At 63.2% G+C, this 17,126-nt stretch carries 14 protein-coding genes; 13 read left to right on the top strand and 1 reads right to left on the bottom strand.

Annotation, left to right across the window (positions count from 1 at the left end; all coding sequences use genetic code 11):
* Window positions 1-63 precede the first annotated feature (63 nt).
* The 5 genes from VGL01_RS25905 to VGL01_RS25885 all read left to right on the top strand — a co-directional run bounded on the left by VGL01_RS25905 (window position 64) and on the right by VGL01_RS25885 (window position 6,014).
* Complete coding sequence (locus VGL01_RS25905) at window positions 64-468, top strand: cupin domain-containing protein (protein ID WP_331574535.1); 405 nt, start codon at window positions 64-66, stop codon at window positions 466-468.
* 171 nt (window positions 469-639) lie between these two features.
* Window positions 640-2,916: an ankyrin repeat domain-containing protein gene (locus tag VGL01_RS25900; RefSeq protein ID WP_331574533.1), complete on the top strand. Its 2,277-nt coding sequence runs from the start codon at window positions 640-642 to the stop codon at window positions 2,914-2,916.
* A gap of 588 nt (window positions 2,917-3,504) precedes the next feature.
* On the top strand, window positions 3,505-4,881 hold the full coding sequence (locus VGL01_RS25895; protein ID WP_331574531.1) for a GALA protein: 1,377 nt from the start codon (window positions 3,505-3,507) through the stop codon (window positions 4,879-4,881).
* A 312-nt stretch (window positions 4,882-5,193) separates the two neighbouring features.
* Window positions 5,194-5,577, top strand: coding sequence for a DUF2917 domain-containing protein (locus VGL01_RS25890; RefSeq protein ID WP_331574529.1), 384 nt, complete (start codon window positions 5,194-5,196; stop codon window positions 5,575-5,577).
* Between the two features lie 152 nt (window positions 5,578-5,729).
* Complete coding sequence (locus tag VGL01_RS25885) at window positions 5,730-6,014, top strand: hypothetical protein (RefSeq protein ID WP_331574527.1); 285 nt, start codon at window positions 5,730-5,732, stop codon at window positions 6,012-6,014.
* A 24-nt stretch (window positions 6,015-6,038) separates the two neighbouring features.
* On the opposite strand, the gene VGL01_RS25880 is transcribed toward VGL01_RS25885, so the two are convergent.
* Complete coding sequence (locus tag VGL01_RS25880) at window positions 6,039-6,641, bottom strand: hypothetical protein (RefSeq protein ID WP_331574525.1); 603 nt, start codon at window positions 6,639-6,641, stop codon at window positions 6,039-6,041.
* Between the two features lie 292 nt (window positions 6,642-6,933).
* Between VGL01_RS25880 and VGL01_RS25875 the strand changes: the two genes are divergently transcribed.
* From VGL01_RS25875 to VGL01_RS25840, 8 genes are all read left to right on the top strand, one after another.
* Complete coding sequence (locus VGL01_RS25875; RefSeq protein WP_331574523.1) at window positions 6,934-7,758, top strand: isocitrate lyase/phosphoenolpyruvate mutase family protein; 825 nt, start codon at window positions 6,934-6,936, stop codon at window positions 7,756-7,758.
* A gap of 79 nt (window positions 7,759-7,837) precedes the next feature.
* Window positions 7,838-8,263, top strand: coding sequence for a VOC family protein (locus VGL01_RS25870; RefSeq protein ID WP_331574521.1), 426 nt, complete (start codon window positions 7,838-7,840; stop codon window positions 8,261-8,263).
* Window positions 8,264-8,430: 167 nt separating this feature from the next.
* Window positions 8,431-11,403: a bifunctional diguanylate cyclase/phosphodiesterase gene (locus tag VGL01_RS25865; protein WP_331574519.1), complete on the top strand. Its 2,973-nt coding sequence runs from the start codon at window positions 8,431-8,433 to the stop codon at window positions 11,401-11,403.
* 152 nt (window positions 11,404-11,555) lie between these two features.
* The gene (locus VGL01_RS25860; protein WP_331574517.1) at window positions 11,556-11,714 is read left to right on the top strand and encodes a hypothetical protein; all 159 of its coding nucleotides are present in this window, start codon (window positions 11,556-11,558) and stop codon (window positions 11,712-11,714) included.
* Between the two features lie 193 nt (window positions 11,715-11,907).
* Entirely contained in the window at window positions 11,908-13,149 is a 1,242-nt protein-coding gene (locus tag VGL01_RS25855; protein WP_331574515.1) for an MFS transporter, read from the top strand.
* Window positions 13,150-13,397: 248 nt separating this feature from the next.
* Window positions 13,398-14,651, top strand: coding sequence for an MFS transporter (locus VGL01_RS25850; RefSeq protein ID WP_331574514.1), 1,254 nt, complete (start codon window positions 13,398-13,400; stop codon window positions 14,649-14,651).
* A gap of 78 nt (window positions 14,652-14,729) precedes the next feature.
* On the top strand, window positions 14,730-15,656 hold the full coding sequence (locus VGL01_RS25845) for a LysR family transcriptional regulator (RefSeq protein ID WP_331574513.1): 927 nt from the start codon (window positions 14,730-14,732) through the stop codon (window positions 15,654-15,656).
* A 90-nt stretch (window positions 15,657-15,746) separates the two neighbouring features.
* Window positions 15,747-17,126: amidase (locus VGL01_RS25840; RefSeq protein ID WP_331574511.1), on the top strand; the 1,380-nt coding region annotated here is incomplete at its 3' end.

Below are 17,126 nucleotides of genomic sequence, written 5' to 3'. Positions count from 1 at the left end.
GGAGCGAAGCTGCCGGCGAAAGCTGTTGCGGCAACACCGACGAAGCCAGAATGGAGCACCCGGATGGACGACGACGACATCGTGCTGCTATCGACTGGGGCAGGCGAAAGTGCGGGAGGCCCGCAAGCGGCGTTCTCGTACCATGCGGCCGTGGGACACATGAAGCGCCCGGGTGCATTGTTCATGTACATGGCGGTCATTCAGCCTGGCGAGAACATTCCTGCTCACGCGCACCCCGAAGGAACCGAGACGATCCTCTATGTGCTGGGCGGCAACGTCGAGCATCGGTATGGCCGCCGTATGAACAAATCGATGCTGAATCGGCCCGGCGATTTTGTCTATATACCCGGTGGGGTGCCGCACCAACCCGTCAATCTCAGTTCGTCCGAGCCGGTGAGGGCAATCGTGGCTTGCAATTTCGATCTGAGTATAGAAGGCAATTCGATTCCCTATTCGAACGAAGAATAAACGAAGGGATAAACCCGGGTTTTTCGACGGCTGACATGGAAGGGGCGCGCGGATCGATTCGCCGACGGGCGAGTGTTTTCGCCGCGCCATGCGATATGAATCGCGCAGGCACCGACACAATGCGACGAAGCGCTCACGCTGCGTCCATGTGTCAAGTCAGGTGTCTTGCCGATGAAGAATCCGATTTCCAGCCTTCGCGCCTGGCTCGGCACGTCGACCGTGCCCTCCCGTACGGGCGAGTCCCAACACGCAACGCAGGAACGCGCGGGCTCGAGCCGCAAAATGACTGTCGCGCCGGCACTCGGTGCACTGAAGCGGCAGAACGCGCGGCGGGTGATGCCGGATGCGATTCCGTCTTCATCGCATCGCCCCCCGCCGAGTTCGTCGTCCGACGACGAAGAACTCCGGGAGGCGGTCGCGGCAATCCGCGCGGCGGCGGTCTGGACACCGCCGTCCAGCAGAGCCGAGTCGCCGCGTGTCTCGCTGAGCGATCGGTCGCGCTTGTCGTCGGCTCGAATCGATGCGTCGCCGGGCCGCGACACGCACAGTGTGCGCACGGAAGGCAGTAGCGGCCATCACCGGGCCGATTCCCAACCAATCGACGAGGATCGCGAAGCACTGCTCGACATGGCGTGGGACGTCGACTTCCCTTCCGCGCGGATGAACGAGATCCTCGCGCGCTCGCCCGAGCTCGTGGATGCACCTGATCACAGCGGTGCCACGCTGTTGATGAATGCACTGACGGGCGGCAACGTCGAGTTTGCGAAAACGTTGATCGACCACGGCGCGGACCCGAATGTGCGCGACGAGCTGGGTAACACGCCACTGCATCTGGCCGCCGGGCGCGGCACGGAAATCGTGTCGCAGTTGCTTGCCGCTGGCGCGGATCCGAGTGCAACGAATAATCGTGGTGCGACGGCGTTGTTCGATGCGCGCTCGCCCGACGTCGTCCATCTGCTGCTGCGTGCCGGCACGCCTATCGACGCCCGCGACGAGAACGGCAATACGGCCATCATGCGGCTTGCGCAGTCGGGTACGCGCCCCACAGTGCTCGCTCTACTCGAACACGATCCGGACATCAATGTTCGCAACAGGTCGAATCGCACGTTCGCGCAGCTTCTGACAGCGCGCTTGGGCGGCACGGCGGAAGTCATCCCGAAAACGGCGGCCGGGGCCAAGGCGGTTCTCGAGCTGGGCGCACGCGAAACGCCGTTTCTGGGCGATCTGCGCGACCGCAAGCCGGCGTTAGCCGGCACGTTGCGCCCAAGCGCACGGGTGGCTCCGGAGGAAGAGCTTCGTATCCAGCCCGAGCTCAAGATGGCGGCTTCGCCAAACGCGAAGAGGCCAGCGATCAACTCTCTGAAGTCCGGTCCGAAGCTCAGCTTCGTCAACGATCCGAAGCGAGCGTTCGATGAGCTCAGCCATCGTGATGTCGAGGCCCTATCGGAGGCACTCGGTTTCGGCAAGCTGTCGTCGGACCCTGGCAAGTACATGCAGAAAAAGGCGGCGGTCCGCGCGACATTCGCGCGATTCAGGGCGGACATCGAACGATTTCTCGCCGACTACGATAACGCCGCACTCGATCATGATGCGCTGAACGCCCCCCTATCGCGGGAAGAGCGCGCCGAGCTCAGGAGCGTAATGGACATCGCCCATTTGCGAGTCGCCGCGGAGCGCGGACCGGGTGGGGGACTTCTGGAGCCGTTGCGTCTGCGCGTTTTCTTCGGCGGTACGCAAAACATGCGGGACTTCAAGCAGGACATCGGTAGTGCATTCGGCCGGATCGGGGAAGTCGACCGCGCGGCCAAGCGAGCGGGCGAACTGTTCGCGAAGATCCTGTCGCACCCGGACCATGTGCAGCTCGACTTCGTTGGCGGGCATTCGATGGGCGGTGCGATGGCACAAACGTTTCTCGCGTCCGTCGAAAGCCGGGTTCTGCTGCCGAAGCAGCCTTCGATGATCCTGATGGACCCGCAACTGCTGAACAATAACCAGGCTCGCCGTGCAACGAAGGGCGGCACGCTCGAAGTCGACTATGCGCAGCCGCGCGGCGTGGCGATCACGCTCGATTACGCGAACGATCCCCGGCGCGGGCTGATGGGAATCATGAAGGGGCCGGGCGGCTATCGTTACCCGGGGCTCGTCCAACTCAAGCTCGGTCTCACCGATACGGATGGCTACCGCGCGAGCCGGCCCGAAACGAGTGGCCCGCCTGGATTGGGCTATCACGTCGATCCGCAACAGTTTGCGAATGCGCTCTCGCGCTTTTGCGCGGATCGGGAACAGGAGATTCTCGACAATCCCGCCCTCGACCATCTGCGCGCACCGAACTGGACGCGGCCCGCGGGACCGGTGCGGACCTCCAATACGCTGCCCGCGGTTGCGCGACGCGCACGCAGACCGATGGAGCCGATCGTCGAAGACGAGGAGTCGGCAAGGGAGACTTAGGGCCCGTGAACAGGCCCGTGGGCAGTGCGCGAATTCGGCGGCATGCGTTCGAATCCATTCGCTGCATTCCTCGCAGTTTCGTTACTGGAATCGAGCCATACCGCGAGGCTCGTTCATTGTTCCGCGATTAGGAAATGGAGCTTGTGAATGGTAACGAGAACTTCGCGGCAGGACATTTCTCAGGCGCCTGCCGAACGCGCTACCGATGGCGCGCAAGGAGATCCGCTGACCGCCCCTCGCGACAGTAATGCCGCTTCTTCGTCGCGCTCGTTGAGCGCGACGGCGTCCGCGGTACTGCGCCATTTTGCTTTGAGAAACAGCGCCGCGCCGTCGAGCGCAGCGCCTGCGCCGCGAGCGCCGGTGCCGCCTCGGGAGACGAGTGCCGCCGAGGCTGGCGATCGAGCCGAACCCGAACCGGTGCCGCGCGAATCGAGCGAAGCCGCCGAAGCGTTTGGAAGCCGCCGCTGGTTCTCCCGCAGGCGCGGCCCCCGGATGCTCACCCCAGGCTGGGTACCGCCCGGGGCAGCCGCGCCTGAACGCGCATCGCCCGAGCTCGTTCGAACGCGAGCGGCTCATCATCGACGAAGCATGTCGGAGGCCGACACGTTGCCGCTGGCCGGAGCCCAAGTCCCGCACTTTTCCGCCGCCGCCTGGGAGGACGCGTTCCTTCACAACGGGCAAACGGCTCGTTGGGCCATGCGTTCAGTCAACGCACACCTGCGCCGCGCCGCCGAGGCACCGTTGGAGATCCGCTGCAGCGAGGACCTCGCGAGGCTGAAGCACACGGAGCTGCGGCCGCAAAGCGTGCGCCTGAGCGGTATGTTTTCGGTCGACGATTTGGCGGGGCTACCGCCGTCGTTGCGCCATGTCGATCTGAGAGAGTGTCGGGGCAGCGCGATATCGAAGGCCGGACTCGAACATTTGGCCGAGCTGCCGCTGTCATCGCTCAACGCGGCTCGCGCGGGAATCGACGACGAGGGTGCACGAATCCTCGCGAATATGCCGACACTCATCGCGCTCGACTTGAGCGGGAACCGGATCGGCGACAGGGGCGCTCGCGCATTGGCGGCCAACCGCTCGCTCGTCTCGCTCGACGTGAGTCGCAACCGGCTGGGCAGCGAAGGGACGCGTGCGCTGGCAGCGAGTCGAACGCTGAGCGCATTGAACGTCAGTCGCAACGAAATCGGCAGGGACGGTGTGCGGGCGCTCGCGGCGAATCGCTCGCTGCGATCGCTCGATGTGAGCGGCAACCTGATCGGAGACGACGGCGCACGTCTGCTGGCAGGCAGTTCGTCGCTCACCTCGCTCAACGTGAGCGACAACGGGCTGAGCGACGCGGCAGCACAGTCGCTTTCGCGCAGCCGCTTGCTGAAGTCCCTCAACGTCAGCCACAACCAGATTGGCGAGCCCGGCGCTCGAGCGCTCGCGCAGAGCGCCTCGCTGATTTCGCTCGATATAGGCTCGAATGCGATGGGTGACGAGGGCGCGCGTGCATTGGCGCACAGTACGTCGCTGGTTTCCGTGGACGCAAGCCATAACGACATCGGTGCGCCCGGTGCGCGTGCATTGGCGGCCCTCGGCTCGCTCGCCACGCTGAGCGTGAGCGGCAACCGAATCGGCGACGAAGGTGCCGAAGCGCTCGCGGCGAGCCGCTCGCTCGCCGCGCTCGACGCGAGCTTGAACGGCATCGGCAGCTCGGGTGCACAGGCACTCGCACTGTGCCGCTCGCTCAGATCGCTCGACGTGAGCGGCAACCGGATCGGCGAGGGGGGCGCCCGCGCATTGGCAGGCAGCAGCACGCTGAGTTCGCTCAGCGCCAGCGGCAACGAACTCGACGACGCGGCCGCGCGCGCATTAGCGGAAAGCGGTTCGCTCACTGCACTCGACGTGCGACTCAACGAATTCGGCAGGCCGGGTGTGCTCGCGCTACGAGCCAATGCGCGTCTGACGACGCTTTTGATCTGATTCACGGACGCTCACTACGAATTACCGTAAAACACAATTCACGAGCGCACCTGCGTACCGGAATGCCTTTCTCTCGCATATCAAAATTCCGTTGACAGGCGTTGCGCGTCCATGGAAACTCACTGACATGCTTACGCCGACCCATTTCGCCATTTTCATTAACCACCCGATGAACGCCCGCTGGGGCGCATCATCGGGGGCGTACGCGCATTAGCTTTATTTCGAATGCACGACAAGGCCCCCCGGAAACGGATGGGGCCTTTTTGTTTTGGTGGCTTCCTCCGTCTGCCGGCTCAATCGACGGAGAGAAAGATGACCGAAAGTACCCCGCAGTTCGATTGCCGCGTTTTACCCGTTGGGCGCTCGCTCGACGCCGCCTCCGAATGGATGGTCGTCGTCCATGCCGCGCTCGCACCCGCCAGCGCCGTATCGTGGCGCATGACGGTCGACACCGAGCTGCGGGCGCAAGGCGCACCGGTCTGGCTCACGCGAGCGGGCCATCTCGACGACTATTGGCTGCGCCCCGGAGACGTCATCCGTCTGTTGCGCGGCGAGCGGGTCTGGCTCAGCGTTGAAGGCGATTCGGCTGCACATGTCACGCTGACGAGCGAATGGCGCGAACGGCGCCCGTTGTTGCAGCGCTGGCTAAGGCGGCTTCAGCTCTTATTGGCGGGTGGGATGCCTCAACGTGCCTGAGTCATGGTGGGTGGGGGTGAATGAGCTCCGGACATGAATCGTGGATCGTGAATGAGCGCGAATGGCAGGCGACATCCAGGCTCGCGGCTGAATGCGCTCGTTCGCCGCGTACAATGCCGCTTCGACAACCCTGATTCGCGGAATTCAAAAGCATGGCCATGAAGAAAACCGACCTTGAGAAAAACAAGGCACTGAAGCTCACGCACTCGATGAAACAAGCCCATTCCGAGCGTTTCGGCAAAGCCGCGGCCGATGCGCCGCTCAATCGGCGCGAGCAGCGCAAACTGGATCAAGCCAAAGGGCTCGTCCCATTTGCATGCAAGCTCGATGGCGAATTGGTCGGCCGTCTCAAGGAGATGGCCGCCACGCATCCGGAAGGAATATCGGGTGTCGTCGACGAGCTGTTGCGGCGTGCGTTGAACGAAAGCCGCGCTTGACGAACGCCGCGGTGACCGCCGGACCTACCGTACCGGCGCGCCATCGCGCGTGACCTCGAGCGCAGTGCCTTCGATGTAATCGACACGAATGTTTTCGCCGACTTGTAGCCCGTCGAGAAAACGATCCGTTGCTGCCTGCAGTGTCATGGGGCCGCTCGGACCGCGCAGCGTCAACAGCCGCCGGCCCCGATCGATGGCGAGCACGGTCGCCACGGCCTGTACGCGATGAACCGTTTTCGTCATGCCCCCCGAGGCGGGAGTGACGGTCTGCGTATCGAGGCGTTCGCGTATTGCCCCTTCGGCCGCGCGCTCGGCGCTGAGAATCAGCGCACGCGTATAGGTGATCGCAACGTGATCGCCGATGTGCAGTCTGCTGACATTGCCGACCGTCTTGTCGACCACGACGTCGACTAGCGAGCCGTCCTGTTTGCGGAGCGTCAGCGTATTGGTGTTCATGTCGATCTTTTCTATCACAGCGTCCGTGTGGGTTGCGGTGGTGCCCGAAAAGAGGCCGGGCTGCCCCGGCACACTGGTTTCCTGCGCGCATGCCGTGCCCGCGGAAAACGTCAGGGCGGCCGGCAGGATAACGAGGCCAATTAAATCGATACACCGCACTTGCCTTGACACTTCGACCCTCCCATCACTCGAATGCGCTCGACCGCGCTCGCCGATCCGTTTGATCGATGCGAGCCGGACGCGTCAGTTTACTCGCGACAAAACTGGCGAAACCGCCATTGATCCGGCACGCAGGCGACACTTCGTTTTATTCATACGAAAGCGCGCAGCGGCGCGATATGCGTTGACGGACAACGCGATGGACATCGATCGTAACGAGTCGTTCCGCGCTGGTCCGGTATCATCTGGCGAAGCCCGTTGCATGGGTATATCGATACTTCCACTGTCCATCGAGGAGTCCTCCATGGTTCCTACCGTCGCGCAAAAGCGCGCTGCGTTTCGTGCCTTACATGCTTCGGGTTGCTTCGTGCTGCCGAATGCCTGGGATATCGGCAGTACGCGATATCTGCAGAGCCTCGGTTTCAAAGCCATTGCAACGACGAGTTCGGGATTCGCCTGGTCCGTCGGTCACGCGGACAATACATTGGCGCTCGAGCGTGTACTCGAGCATCTTCGTAACGTCGTGGCGGCCACCACTCTGCCCGTCAATGCCGATTTCGAAAACGGTTTTGCCGAGGATGCCGCCGGCGTCGCGCGAAACGTCAGGCTCGCACTGGATACGGGCGTGGCGGGCCTGTCGATCGAAGACTCGACGCGAGACCCCAACGCGCCGCTGTTGCCGTTGCCGATGGCGGTCGAGCGCATGCAGGCTGCACGCCGCGCGATCGACGAGGCGGGTGGCGATGCCCTGCTGATCGGCCGTGCCGAAAACTTCATTGCAGGCGTGCCGAACCTCGATGATGCGATCGCGCGGCTGCGCGCCTATGCCGAGGCCGGCGCGGACTGTCTTTATGCGCCCGGTATCAAGACCCGCGAGCAGATTGCAGCGGTCGTCGCGGCCGTCGCACCGAAACCGGTGAATGTGCTGATCGGTTCAACGTCCGAATTCACCGTCGACGATCTCGCGGCGCTCGGTGTGCGGCGCGTCAGCGTGGGCGGCGGGCTGGCGCGCGCGGCGTGGGGAGGGTTCATGCGGGCGGCGAGCGCGTTGGCCGAGGGACGCTTCGATGGGTTCGCCGATGGGGCGTCCGGTGCGCAGCTCGATAGCTTGTTTCGCGATGGTGTTTGAACGCTGTGCACGGCCCGTCTTCAACGAGATGTACGTGCGGTATTCGACCCTGGCTTTAAACCGATATTAGGCGCAAACGATGACTCTTTCTCCGTTTCATTTGGCAATTCCCGTCTACGATCTGCCCGCCGCGCGCGCGTTCTACGGCAAAGTCTTCGGACTCGAGGAGGGGCGCTCGAGCGAGCGATGGGTGGACTTCAACTTCTTCGGTCATCAGTTGGTCATTCACGAACATCCGAAGACGCCGTCGCAGCAGCACGCCCATACCAACCCGGTCGATGGCCACGATGTGCCGGTCCCTCACTTTGGCGTCGTGCTCGGTTGGGAGGACTGGGAAGCGCTTGCCGAGCGGCTGAAGTCGTCCGGCACCCGTTTCGTGATCGAGCCGTATGTTCGTTTCGAGGGGCAGGTCGGCGAACAAGCGACGATGTTCCTGCTCGATCCCTGCGGCAATGCGTTGGAATTCAAGGCGTTCAAGGACATCGGGCAACTGTTTGCGAAGTAGGTGGGTTGTTTCGCCTTCCGTGTCATACGGGCTTGCGCAGCGGCGAGTGACCGGCCCAAGGCGTCCCTGACGCGGCACCGCCGGCTCGCGAGGGTTTACCTGCATTCATTGTCGGGCGAATGTGCCCGATAGACGAATAGGGCAACGCCAGCCGCAGGCGATAAAAAATGATGCGCAACAACCGGTCGTGGAAGGCAATATCCGAGAGAAGGCACTGGGTGGCGGTCGGCGTGGGCGTGGCGGCGCTGGCGGCCGTGGTCGTCTTCGTTTGCGGACGCGGCGGCTGGCTGCAGGGTCGAGCGGTCGGCGTCGTGCTGGCCTTGTTGGCCGTGGCCTGCGCGGCGCTCGGCGGCTGGATGCTCGCACGCATCGACATGAAGCGTCATTTGGACCGGCTCGCGGATGCAACCACGAGGCTGCGTACGCGGCAATTCGGTACGTCCGTCTCGGCTCAGGTGCACGAGGCGCCTTTTGGCCGGATTGCCGTCGAGCTGGACGAGCTCGGCTCCGAGCTCGCGCGCCATGAACGGCAGTGGCAGGCATCCTTCCGGCGTGAAGCGGGCCAGATCGAGGTATTGCGGCGAATTGCGCAGAACGATCCTCTCGATGACGCCCTCGTGCTGCTGACTCGCTTTGCCGAACATCAGATAGAGGGGGCCCTCGCCTCCGTTGTCATCGTCGATCCGGCGACGTTGCGCGTCACATCGTGCATCGCGCCGAGCTTGCCCGCGTCGTACACCGACGCGCTCGTCGGCTTGCAATGCGCATCGGGCGTGGGCTCATGCGGTACGGCCATTGCGGAGCGGCGCATCGTGGTGGTCGACGACATTGCCACGGATCCGCTCTGGAAGGACTATCGGGCACTCGCTTGCGCACACGGATTGGGTGCCTGCTGGTCTCATCCGATTATCTCGACGGGCCACCGCGTGCTCGGCTCGTTCGCGCTGTATGCACGCACGGCGCGCGCCCCCTCGACGGAGGATATTCAAATCGGGCAACTGAGCGCGGAGATCGCCGCCCTCAGCATGGAGCGTAACCGCACTGCCCAGGCGCTGATGCAATCGGAAGCCGAGTACCGCTCGCTTTTCGAGCGCAACCCGAATCCTATGTGGGTTTGCGATGCCCGCACGCGCAGATTCCTGGCGGTCAACGACCGTGCAATTGCACACTATGGCTTCACGCGCGAACGTTTCCTTGGCATGTGCGAGGCGGATCTCGAGCTGCATCCGCATGGCCCGTCGCGCGTGCGCGAGCAGGGGGGCGAGCTGCCCGACGGCGCCGCACGGCTGCATCGAAATTCGAGCGGCCAGGAGCTCCTGGTCGAAATCGCCTACTTCGCATTGAGCTTTTCGGGCAACGATGCGTCCCTCGCCCTCATCACGGATGTGACGTATCGCCGTTCTCTCTCTCGCACGATCCGCGAACAAAACGAGCTTTTTGCTTCGCTGATGGATTCGACGGTGGAGGCCATCTACGGCCTCGATAGCGAAGGGCGATGCACGTTCGCCAACGGCGCCTGCGAACGTTTGCTCGGGTATCGCGCGGACGAGCTCGTCGGTATGCATATGCATACGCTGATTCATCGTTCGCAGTACGAAGCAAGCGTTCACGGCGCGCGGGGGTGCAAGCTGCATGCGCTACAGCAGCCCGGCACACACACTCATCTCGACGACCAGGTCTTCGTGACGAAGGCCGGCGCGGTGCTGCCGGTCGAATGCTGGGCGTACCCGATGATGAAAGGAGGCGCGGTATGCGGCACCATCGTGACGTTCCTCGATACCACCGAAAGGCGCTTGCAGCAGGATGCGCTGCGTTGCCAGGCCACGCTCGATATGCTCACGGGGCTGCTCAATCGAACGAGTTTCGTCGATTTGCTCGAGCAGCGTGTGCAGAGTTGTTTGCTGAGCGGCGCGCGCCTGTTCGTCGGGTTGGTCGATCTCGACGGTTTCAAGGAGATCAACGATTCGCTCGGCCACGAGGCGGGCGACCAATTGTTGCGTGAGGTCGGAAGCCGGCTGCTGCTCGAATTGCCCGACGGCGCGGCGCTCGGCAGGCTCGGCGGCGACGAATTCGCGTTCGTCGTCGATACGGTCGACCATGCCGAGTTCGGCGAACTGTTGAAGCGCCTCGTGCAGGTCATGCGCGAACCCTTTAGGATCGTCGGCATGGACGTGCAGATCAGCGGCAGCATCGGCGCCGCCGCGTTGCCCGACACCGGTAGAGACGTCAAGTCGCTGATGCACAACGCCGATGCGGCCATGTACCGGGCCAAGCGCGAAAGCAGCGGATTCGTCGTCGGCAGCGAAGTCGAATCGGGCAACGAGCGCAGGCTGCTGATGAGCCGGCTTCGCCATGCGTTGCACAAGCAGGAGTTCGTGCTGTACTTCCAGCCGAAGGTCTCGTTGCGCGGTGCGGCACATTGCGAGATCGAGGCGCTGATTCGCTGGATGACGCCCGATCGCGGCATGGTCGCGCCATCCGAATTCATGCCCATCCTGGAACTGAGCGACCTGATTCATCCGCTCACCCAGTGGGTCATCGAGACCGCTATCGAGGAAGTCCTCGCACTCAGCCGGCACGCGCCCGATCTCACCGTGGCCATCAACATTTCGACTCGAAATTTGCTCGATGTCCGGTTTCCGGAGAAGGTCAAGGATCTGCTCGACAAGCACGGTTTCCCGCCGGAAAAGTTGAAGCTCGAGGTGACGGAGAGCGCGGTGATGGCCGATCCGAACCGATCGCTGAAGGCGCTCACGGAGATTCATGAGCTTGGCGTCGGCCTCGCGATCGACGATTTCGGAACGGGTTATTCGTCGCTGTCGTATCTGCAGCGTTTGCCGGTGGACGAACTGAAGATCGATAGATCGTTCGTGGTGGAAATGGCTGGCAACGATGCGGCTCGAACGATCGTGCAATCGATTATCGGGCTCGCCCACAGTCTCGGCATTCAGGTGACGGCGGAGGGCATGGAGACAGGCAGCGTACTCGACCAGCTGCGCAGCCTGGAGTGCGATTACGCGCAGGGTTATTTCATTGCGCGTCCCATGCCGCGCGCCGCACTGAGCGAATGGCTCGACCATTCGCCCTGGGCGGCCCCGGCGCGGGCGGCCAGGACGCCGCTCGGCGCGTCGATCCCCTGACGGCACCGATGTTGTAATGCTGCAACGCGGAAAACGCCTCAACCGCTTCTGGCAAGGGCAACAGAAAAATATTTGTGCGGCGCACTAGACGAAGCTAGGGAAAATACCTAGAATTCTGTCTAGGGAAAACCCTTATTCGATCGGGAGTCGCCATGAGCTTCATTTTTGCCCTGTTCCAAAAGGTCAGCGATTTGTTCGCGTCACCGCACCTGCCGCTCGACGCCGATTATTCGTTCCAGGCCCGCCACCGCGAGGCCGAGCGCGTGCGCCGTTCCCGCGCGACGTTCCTCGGCGTTCGCCTCGTCGACTGACCCGCGCCTCGCACCGGGCGCGCAAGACGCTGCCCGGTTCGGCCGGTTCCAGGCGATTCCAGGCGATTCGTTCGCACCCGCTGCGCTGGCGGGTGCCGGCGTTGGTTCGACAGCACCGCTCCGCGCGAATACGCGATCGCACCGTAATCGGTACAATCGCCGACTTCCCGCCGACGTATCCCCGAACGATGTCATGCAAACCCAGACCCACATCGAGTCTCGACCTCACGCAGTAAAACATGTCGGGCTGGTGTTGCTCGCGCTCGCGGTAGGCGGATTCGCCATCGGCACGACCGAATTCGCGACGATGAGCCTCTTGCCGCTTTTCGCCGACGGCCTTGGCATCGATGCCCCGACGGCCGGCCATGTGATCAGCGCCTATGCGCTCGGTGTCGTCGTCGGCGCACCCGCGCTGGCCGTACTCGGCGCGCGACTCGACCGACGGCTGCTGCTCATCGTGCTGATGGGAATGTTCGCCCTCGGAAACGGTTTGTCCGCCATCGCACCGAACTATCACTGGATGCTCGTATTCCGCTTCCTGAGCGGTTTGCCCCACGGCGCCTATTTCGGTGCCGCGGCCCTGGTTGCCACTTCGCTCGTGCCCGAAGATCGTCGCACCGTGGCGGTCGGCCGCATGTTTCTTGGGCTGACGTCGGCCACGATCGTCGGTGTTCCGCTATCGAATTGGCTGGGCCATGCAATCGGCTGGCGATGGAGCTTTGCGTTCGCGGGCCTGCTCGGCGTGCTCACGATGACGTGTGTGCGCTTGCTGGCGCCCAAGGCACCGCCAGCGCCTGGCGCGGGTCCGCTGCGCGAACTGGGCGCGCTCGGGCGTTCGCAGGTATGGCTCACGCTCGGTATCGGGGCGATCGGGTTCGGCGGGCTCTTCGCGGTCTACACCTATCTGGCCGATGTACTCCATCGCGTGACGCACGTGTCGGTGGCAAGCGCCTCGCTCGTGCTGAGCGTGTTCGGCGTCGGTCTGACCGTCGGCAATCTGGTCATTCCCGTCTTCGCGGATCGCGCATTGATGCGCACGGTGGGGTGGTTGCTCGCCTGGAGCGCGGCGGTGCTGCTGTTGTTTCCGTTTGCCGCGTCGAACGTCTGGCTGCTGACCCTCGACGTATTCCTGATCGGCATCGGCGGCGCACTCGGCACGGTACTCCAGACCCGGCTCATGGATGTCGCCGAAGACGCGCAAGGTCTCGCTGCCGCGCTCAATCACTCAGCGTTCAATACCGCGAATGCCCTGGGCCCGTTTCTCGGCGGGCTCGCGATCGCGGCCGGCTTTGGCTGGACCTCTCCGGGGCCGGTAGGCGCGCTGCTCGCCCTGGGCGGCCTCGGCGTTTGGGCGCTGTCCGGTTTCATCGAGCGGCGCACCCTCGCTCGGGCGGTCCCGACGCCGTGCCGTGTGTGCGTCGAGTCGGACGCCTGATCGCTCGAAACATTCCGCAGCGCCGGCGGGCAATGACTTCAGCAGTCCGAAGTTCTGTGCGCTCCCGCGTTTGCCGTTACCCGAATCGACCGCGTGCCGCATCGGTTTTCGAGAACGAAGCGTTCGGAATTTGTCACTTGTCCACGGTTTAATGGCTTTTTAGGATCGGCTAGACCCATCGCGAAGCGGGTCACCGGCACCGCCGGTCCGCGCGCGTCGGCCTTTCACGTATTCTTCGGGCCAACACCATGCATGACGTGAACGCGCAGCGGCAGGCGCGCATCTGGGTTTTTGCGCTCCTCTATATCGGCTTTTGCATTTCCTATATCGACCGGGTCGCGATCTCGCTCTCGCTCGTTCATATCGGCAAGGAATTTCATCTGAGCCCGGCCGCGCTCGGCATAGTGCTCAGCGTGTTTTATCTCAGCTACGCGGCGATGCAAATCCCCGGCGGCTGGATCGCCGATCGGTGGGGCAGCAAATTGGTGGTGGTCACATCGATTGCCTTTTGGTCCTTGTTCACGTTGTTGACCGGACTGGCCTGGTCGCTCGCCTCGCTGATCGCCATCCGGTTTCTGTTCGGCTTGTGCGAGGGCGGTTATCCGTCCGCTTCGATCAAAGGCATCGCGGAGATCTACCCGCGCGTGGAACGGCCGAAAATGTCGGCGATGCTCGTCTCGTCGAACTATGTCGGCAGTTTCGTTGCACCGCTCGTCGTAGCGCCCCTGATTCTGACGCTCGGCTGGCGGCACGCGTTCTCGGCGATCGGCATCGCGGGCATTGTCTTCGCGCTGATTTACCTTTTCTTTGTGAAGGCCGTGAAGCCGTCGCGCGAGACGCCGTCCGGCCAACCGCCCACGCAGGCGCTCGCCGCCCGCGACGCAGCCGGCTCCCGTGCATTGCTCAGAATGCCGTTGATGTGGAAGGTACTGACGGTGTGGTTCGGTATGGGTATCGTCAATAAAGGGCTCGATGCGTGGATGCCTGCCTACTTGTTGACGGCTCGACATCTCGATCTCAAAGCCGTCGGCTTGCTGACGCCGTTGCCGTTTATCGCGGCAAGCATTTCGACGGCAATGGGCGGCTGGGTCATGACGCGTTTTTTCGATGGCAAGGAAAAGCGGCTCATGACGGCCTGTTGTGCGGTTACCGGCTTTTTCCTCTACGAAATGTATACGGCACAGACCATCGCCGGCGTTATCGCTTTTCAGGCGATCGTCTATTTTTTCAAATCGTTCGTGTTGGCGGTGGTCATTGCGTTGCCGACCAAAATCCTGCCTCAGCGGCTCGTCGGAACCGGCATCGGCATGGTGAATTTCGGTGGACAGATCGCCGGGTTCGTCGCGCCGGCCGTCATCGGCTTTCTCGTTTCCTACTACGGCACCTATGACGCGGCCTTCGGCTTTCTCATCGCTTCCACCGCGGTCGCGACGCTCGTCAGCCTGACGATCAGCGCAGCCAAAATACGCGGTGTACAGGCGGCCAACGCGCAGGAAGCGTAAGCGCCGCGGAAAATTGGACCGTGGTGTATGGCGCTATGATGTCGCGACTTACTCCGTCGCGCGCTTCGCACCATGAATGTGAATGCCAGAATTCTGCAGGAGGCGGCTGTCCGCTATTTCCTCGAAGTCGTCAATACGGGTTCGATCAGCGACGCCGCAAGCCGGCTTCACGTTGTGCCGTCGGCAATCAGCCGGCAGATTGGCCGGCTGGAGAGCGAACTCAACGTGACGCTGTTCGAGCGGTGCTCGCGCGGCATGGTGCCGAGCAAGGCGGGTGCGGTGCTCGCCGCCTACGCGCGCCGCTCGCTGCTCGACGCCGAACAGGTCAGCGCGGAGATCGAGGCGTTGCGCTGCGATGCGGCCTTCACGATCCGCATTGCCTGCACGGAGGGTTTCGTAGCCGACTTCCTGCCGCAAGCCATGGCCGATTTCAGATGCCATGAGCCGCGCGTCCAATTCGAGTTGAGCGTCGATTCCGCCGCTGGCGTGACACAACGCGTGCGCCAGGCCGATGCCGACATCGGTTTCACGTTCAGCCTGGGCCCCAGCGCCGATATCGAGGCGGTGTATTCGATGCCGTCGCCCGTGCTCGCGGTCGTGGGTTCGGCGCATCCGCTGGCGAGCGCCGAGTGCGTCTCGTTTCGCGAATTGCTCGCCTATCCGCTTGCCATTCCCGCCGCGAATTCGACGTTGCGCAAGCTCATCGATATCTACTGCTCCCGCGAGGGTGTCGCTTGTAAAAGCGTGCTCATGAGCGAGACGCTCGAAGCGCTGTTGCGCTTCACGGCAGCAAGCGATGCCATTACCTTTTGCGGCGAACTCGTCATTCGCACGCGGCTCGCCGAGGGCAAACTTATTGCGCTGCCGGTGCCGGAACTCAACGTCAGCGATCGATCGATCGAGGTGCAAACACTCGCGCGTCGTCAGATCCCGCCACTGATGCGCGGCTTTCTGGATTTAATCTGCCGCGCGTTGCCGCCGTCGGGCGCGCTTGTCCAAAAGTGACGGGTGCGTTCGATATTCGTCACTGGCCCGGGTTCAGCGCTTGCGCTACATTCGCAACGAATGCCGAAATTTGCCAGGACGTCAGTGCTCATGTCGAATCGAAACGAATGGACCCGTTATAGCGCAGTGGCGCTTGCCGCGTTATTGGACGCGCGCGAGGTATCCGCTCTCGAGTTGCTCGAGGCATGTCTCGAGCGCATCGAGATGTTCAATCCCAAGGTGAACGCTTTTACCGCGACTTCGTTCGACCGTGCGCGGCGTGAAGCGCGCGAAGCCGACGCCGCTTTCGCCAGGGGAGAGCGCAAGGGCATCCTCCAGGGCTTGCCGATCGGCATCAAGGATCTGGAAGAAACCGAGGGGCTTCTGACGACCTATGGCTCGCCGCGTTTTCGCAACTACATTCCCGATGCCGATAATGTGCTCGTGAAACGGTTGCGGCAGGCCGGCGCGATTGTAGTCGGCAAGACCAATGTGCCCGAGCTCGGTGCCGGCGCGAACACGTTCAATCCGGTATGGGGCGCGACCGGCAACCCGTTCAACCCGTTGCTGAACGCCGGGGGCTCGTCGGGCGGGTCGGCGGCCGCGCTGGCGCTCGACATGGTGCCGCTCGCGAGCGGCTCGGATACGGGCGGCTCGCTGCGTATTCCCGCGGCCAAGTGCGGCGTGGTCGGTTTGCGTACCTCGCCTGGACTCGTGCCGAGCGACCGAAAGCCGCTTGGGTGGACGCCGCTTTCGGTGGTCGGACCGATGGGGCGAACAGTCGAAGATGCTCGTCTGCAATTGCTGGCCACATTGGGACCCTCCGATACGGATCCGCTCAGCTACGCGGTACCGGCCGCGGCGGGAGCTCGGCAGTGGACCGATCTGTCCCGGCTGCGAGTGGGTTACACCGAGGACTTCGGCGTGTGCGAGGTCGATTCCGGAATTCGCGCAGTGTTTCGCGAGCGCGTTGCGGCGCTGAAGCACAATTTTGCCTTGTGCGAGCCGCTCGATTTCGATTTTGCCGACGCGCACCGGTGCTTCGATGTATTGCGGGCTGAAGCGTTCGTCGCCGGACTTCAAGAGGCCTATGAAAGCGACCCCGATTCGCTCGGTCCCAACCCGCGCGCCAATTACGAAATGGGCATGCGCCTCTCACTCACGGATTGTGTCTGGGCGCATGCCGCTCAAACGCGGCTGTTTCGGGCTTTCCAGCGTCTTTTCGATCGATACGATGTGATTCTCGCGCCGACCACCCCCGTGTCGCCGTTCCCTTGGCGCGAGCCTTATGCGGCATCGATCAATGGCGTTGCGCTGGACCATTACTATCGTTGGCTGGCGCTGACTTACGTCGTCACGCTGGTCACGAATCCGGCGCTCGCTTTACCGTGCGGCGTCGATCACGCGGGCATGCCGTTCGGCCTTCAGGTAATCGGGCCGTTCCGCGGCGACTTCGAATTGCTGGACATGGCTCGCGCGTTGGAAGCGGTC

Source organism: Trinickia sp. (genome assembly GCF_036503415.1).
Taxonomy (GTDB): domain Bacteria; phylum Pseudomonadota; class Gammaproteobacteria; order Burkholderiales; family Burkholderiaceae; genus Trinickia.
The sequence above is the reverse complement of the archived record's forward strand: the minus strand, read 5'-3'. Positions and strand labels throughout refer to the sequence as shown.

Coding starts and splice junctions, on each gene's coding strand:
- VGL01_RS25895 (WP_331574531.1), top strand. CDS start 3,505: ATGTCGGAGGCCGACACGTTGCCGCTGGCCGGAGCCCAAGTCCCGCAC.
- VGL01_RS25875 (WP_331574523.1), top strand. CDS start 6,934: ATGGTTCCTACCGTCGCGCAAAAGCGCGCTGCGTTTCGTGCCTTACAT.
- VGL01_RS25860 (WP_331574517.1), top strand. CDS start 11,556: ATGAGCTTCATTTTTGCCCTGTTCCAAAAGGTCAGCGATTTGTTCGCG.
- VGL01_RS25885 (WP_331574527.1), top strand. CDS start 5,730: ATGGCCATGAAGAAAACCGACCTTGAGAAAAACAAGGCACTGAAGCTC.
- VGL01_RS25900 (WP_331574533.1), top strand. CDS start 640: ATGAAGAATCCGATTTCCAGCCTTCGCGCCTGGCTCGGCACGTCGACC.
- VGL01_RS25855 (WP_331574515.1), top strand. CDS start 11,908: ATGCAAACCCAGACCCACATCGAGTCTCGACCTCACGCAGTAAAACAT.
- VGL01_RS25865 (WP_331574519.1), top strand. CDS start 8,431: ATGATGCGCAACAACCGGTCGTGGAAGGCAATATCCGAGAGAAGGCAC.
- VGL01_RS25870 (WP_331574521.1), top strand. CDS start 7,838: ATGACTCTTTCTCCGTTTCATTTGGCAATTCCCGTCTACGATCTGCCC.
- VGL01_RS25905 (WP_331574535.1), top strand. CDS start 64: ATGGACGACGACGACATCGTGCTGCTATCGACTGGGGCAGGCGAAAGT.
- VGL01_RS25890 (WP_331574529.1), top strand. CDS start 5,194: ATGACCGAAAGTACCCCGCAGTTCGATTGCCGCGTTTTACCCGTTGGG.
- VGL01_RS25850 (WP_331574514.1), top strand. CDS start 13,398: ATGCATGACGTGAACGCGCAGCGGCAGGCGCGCATCTGGGTTTTTGCG.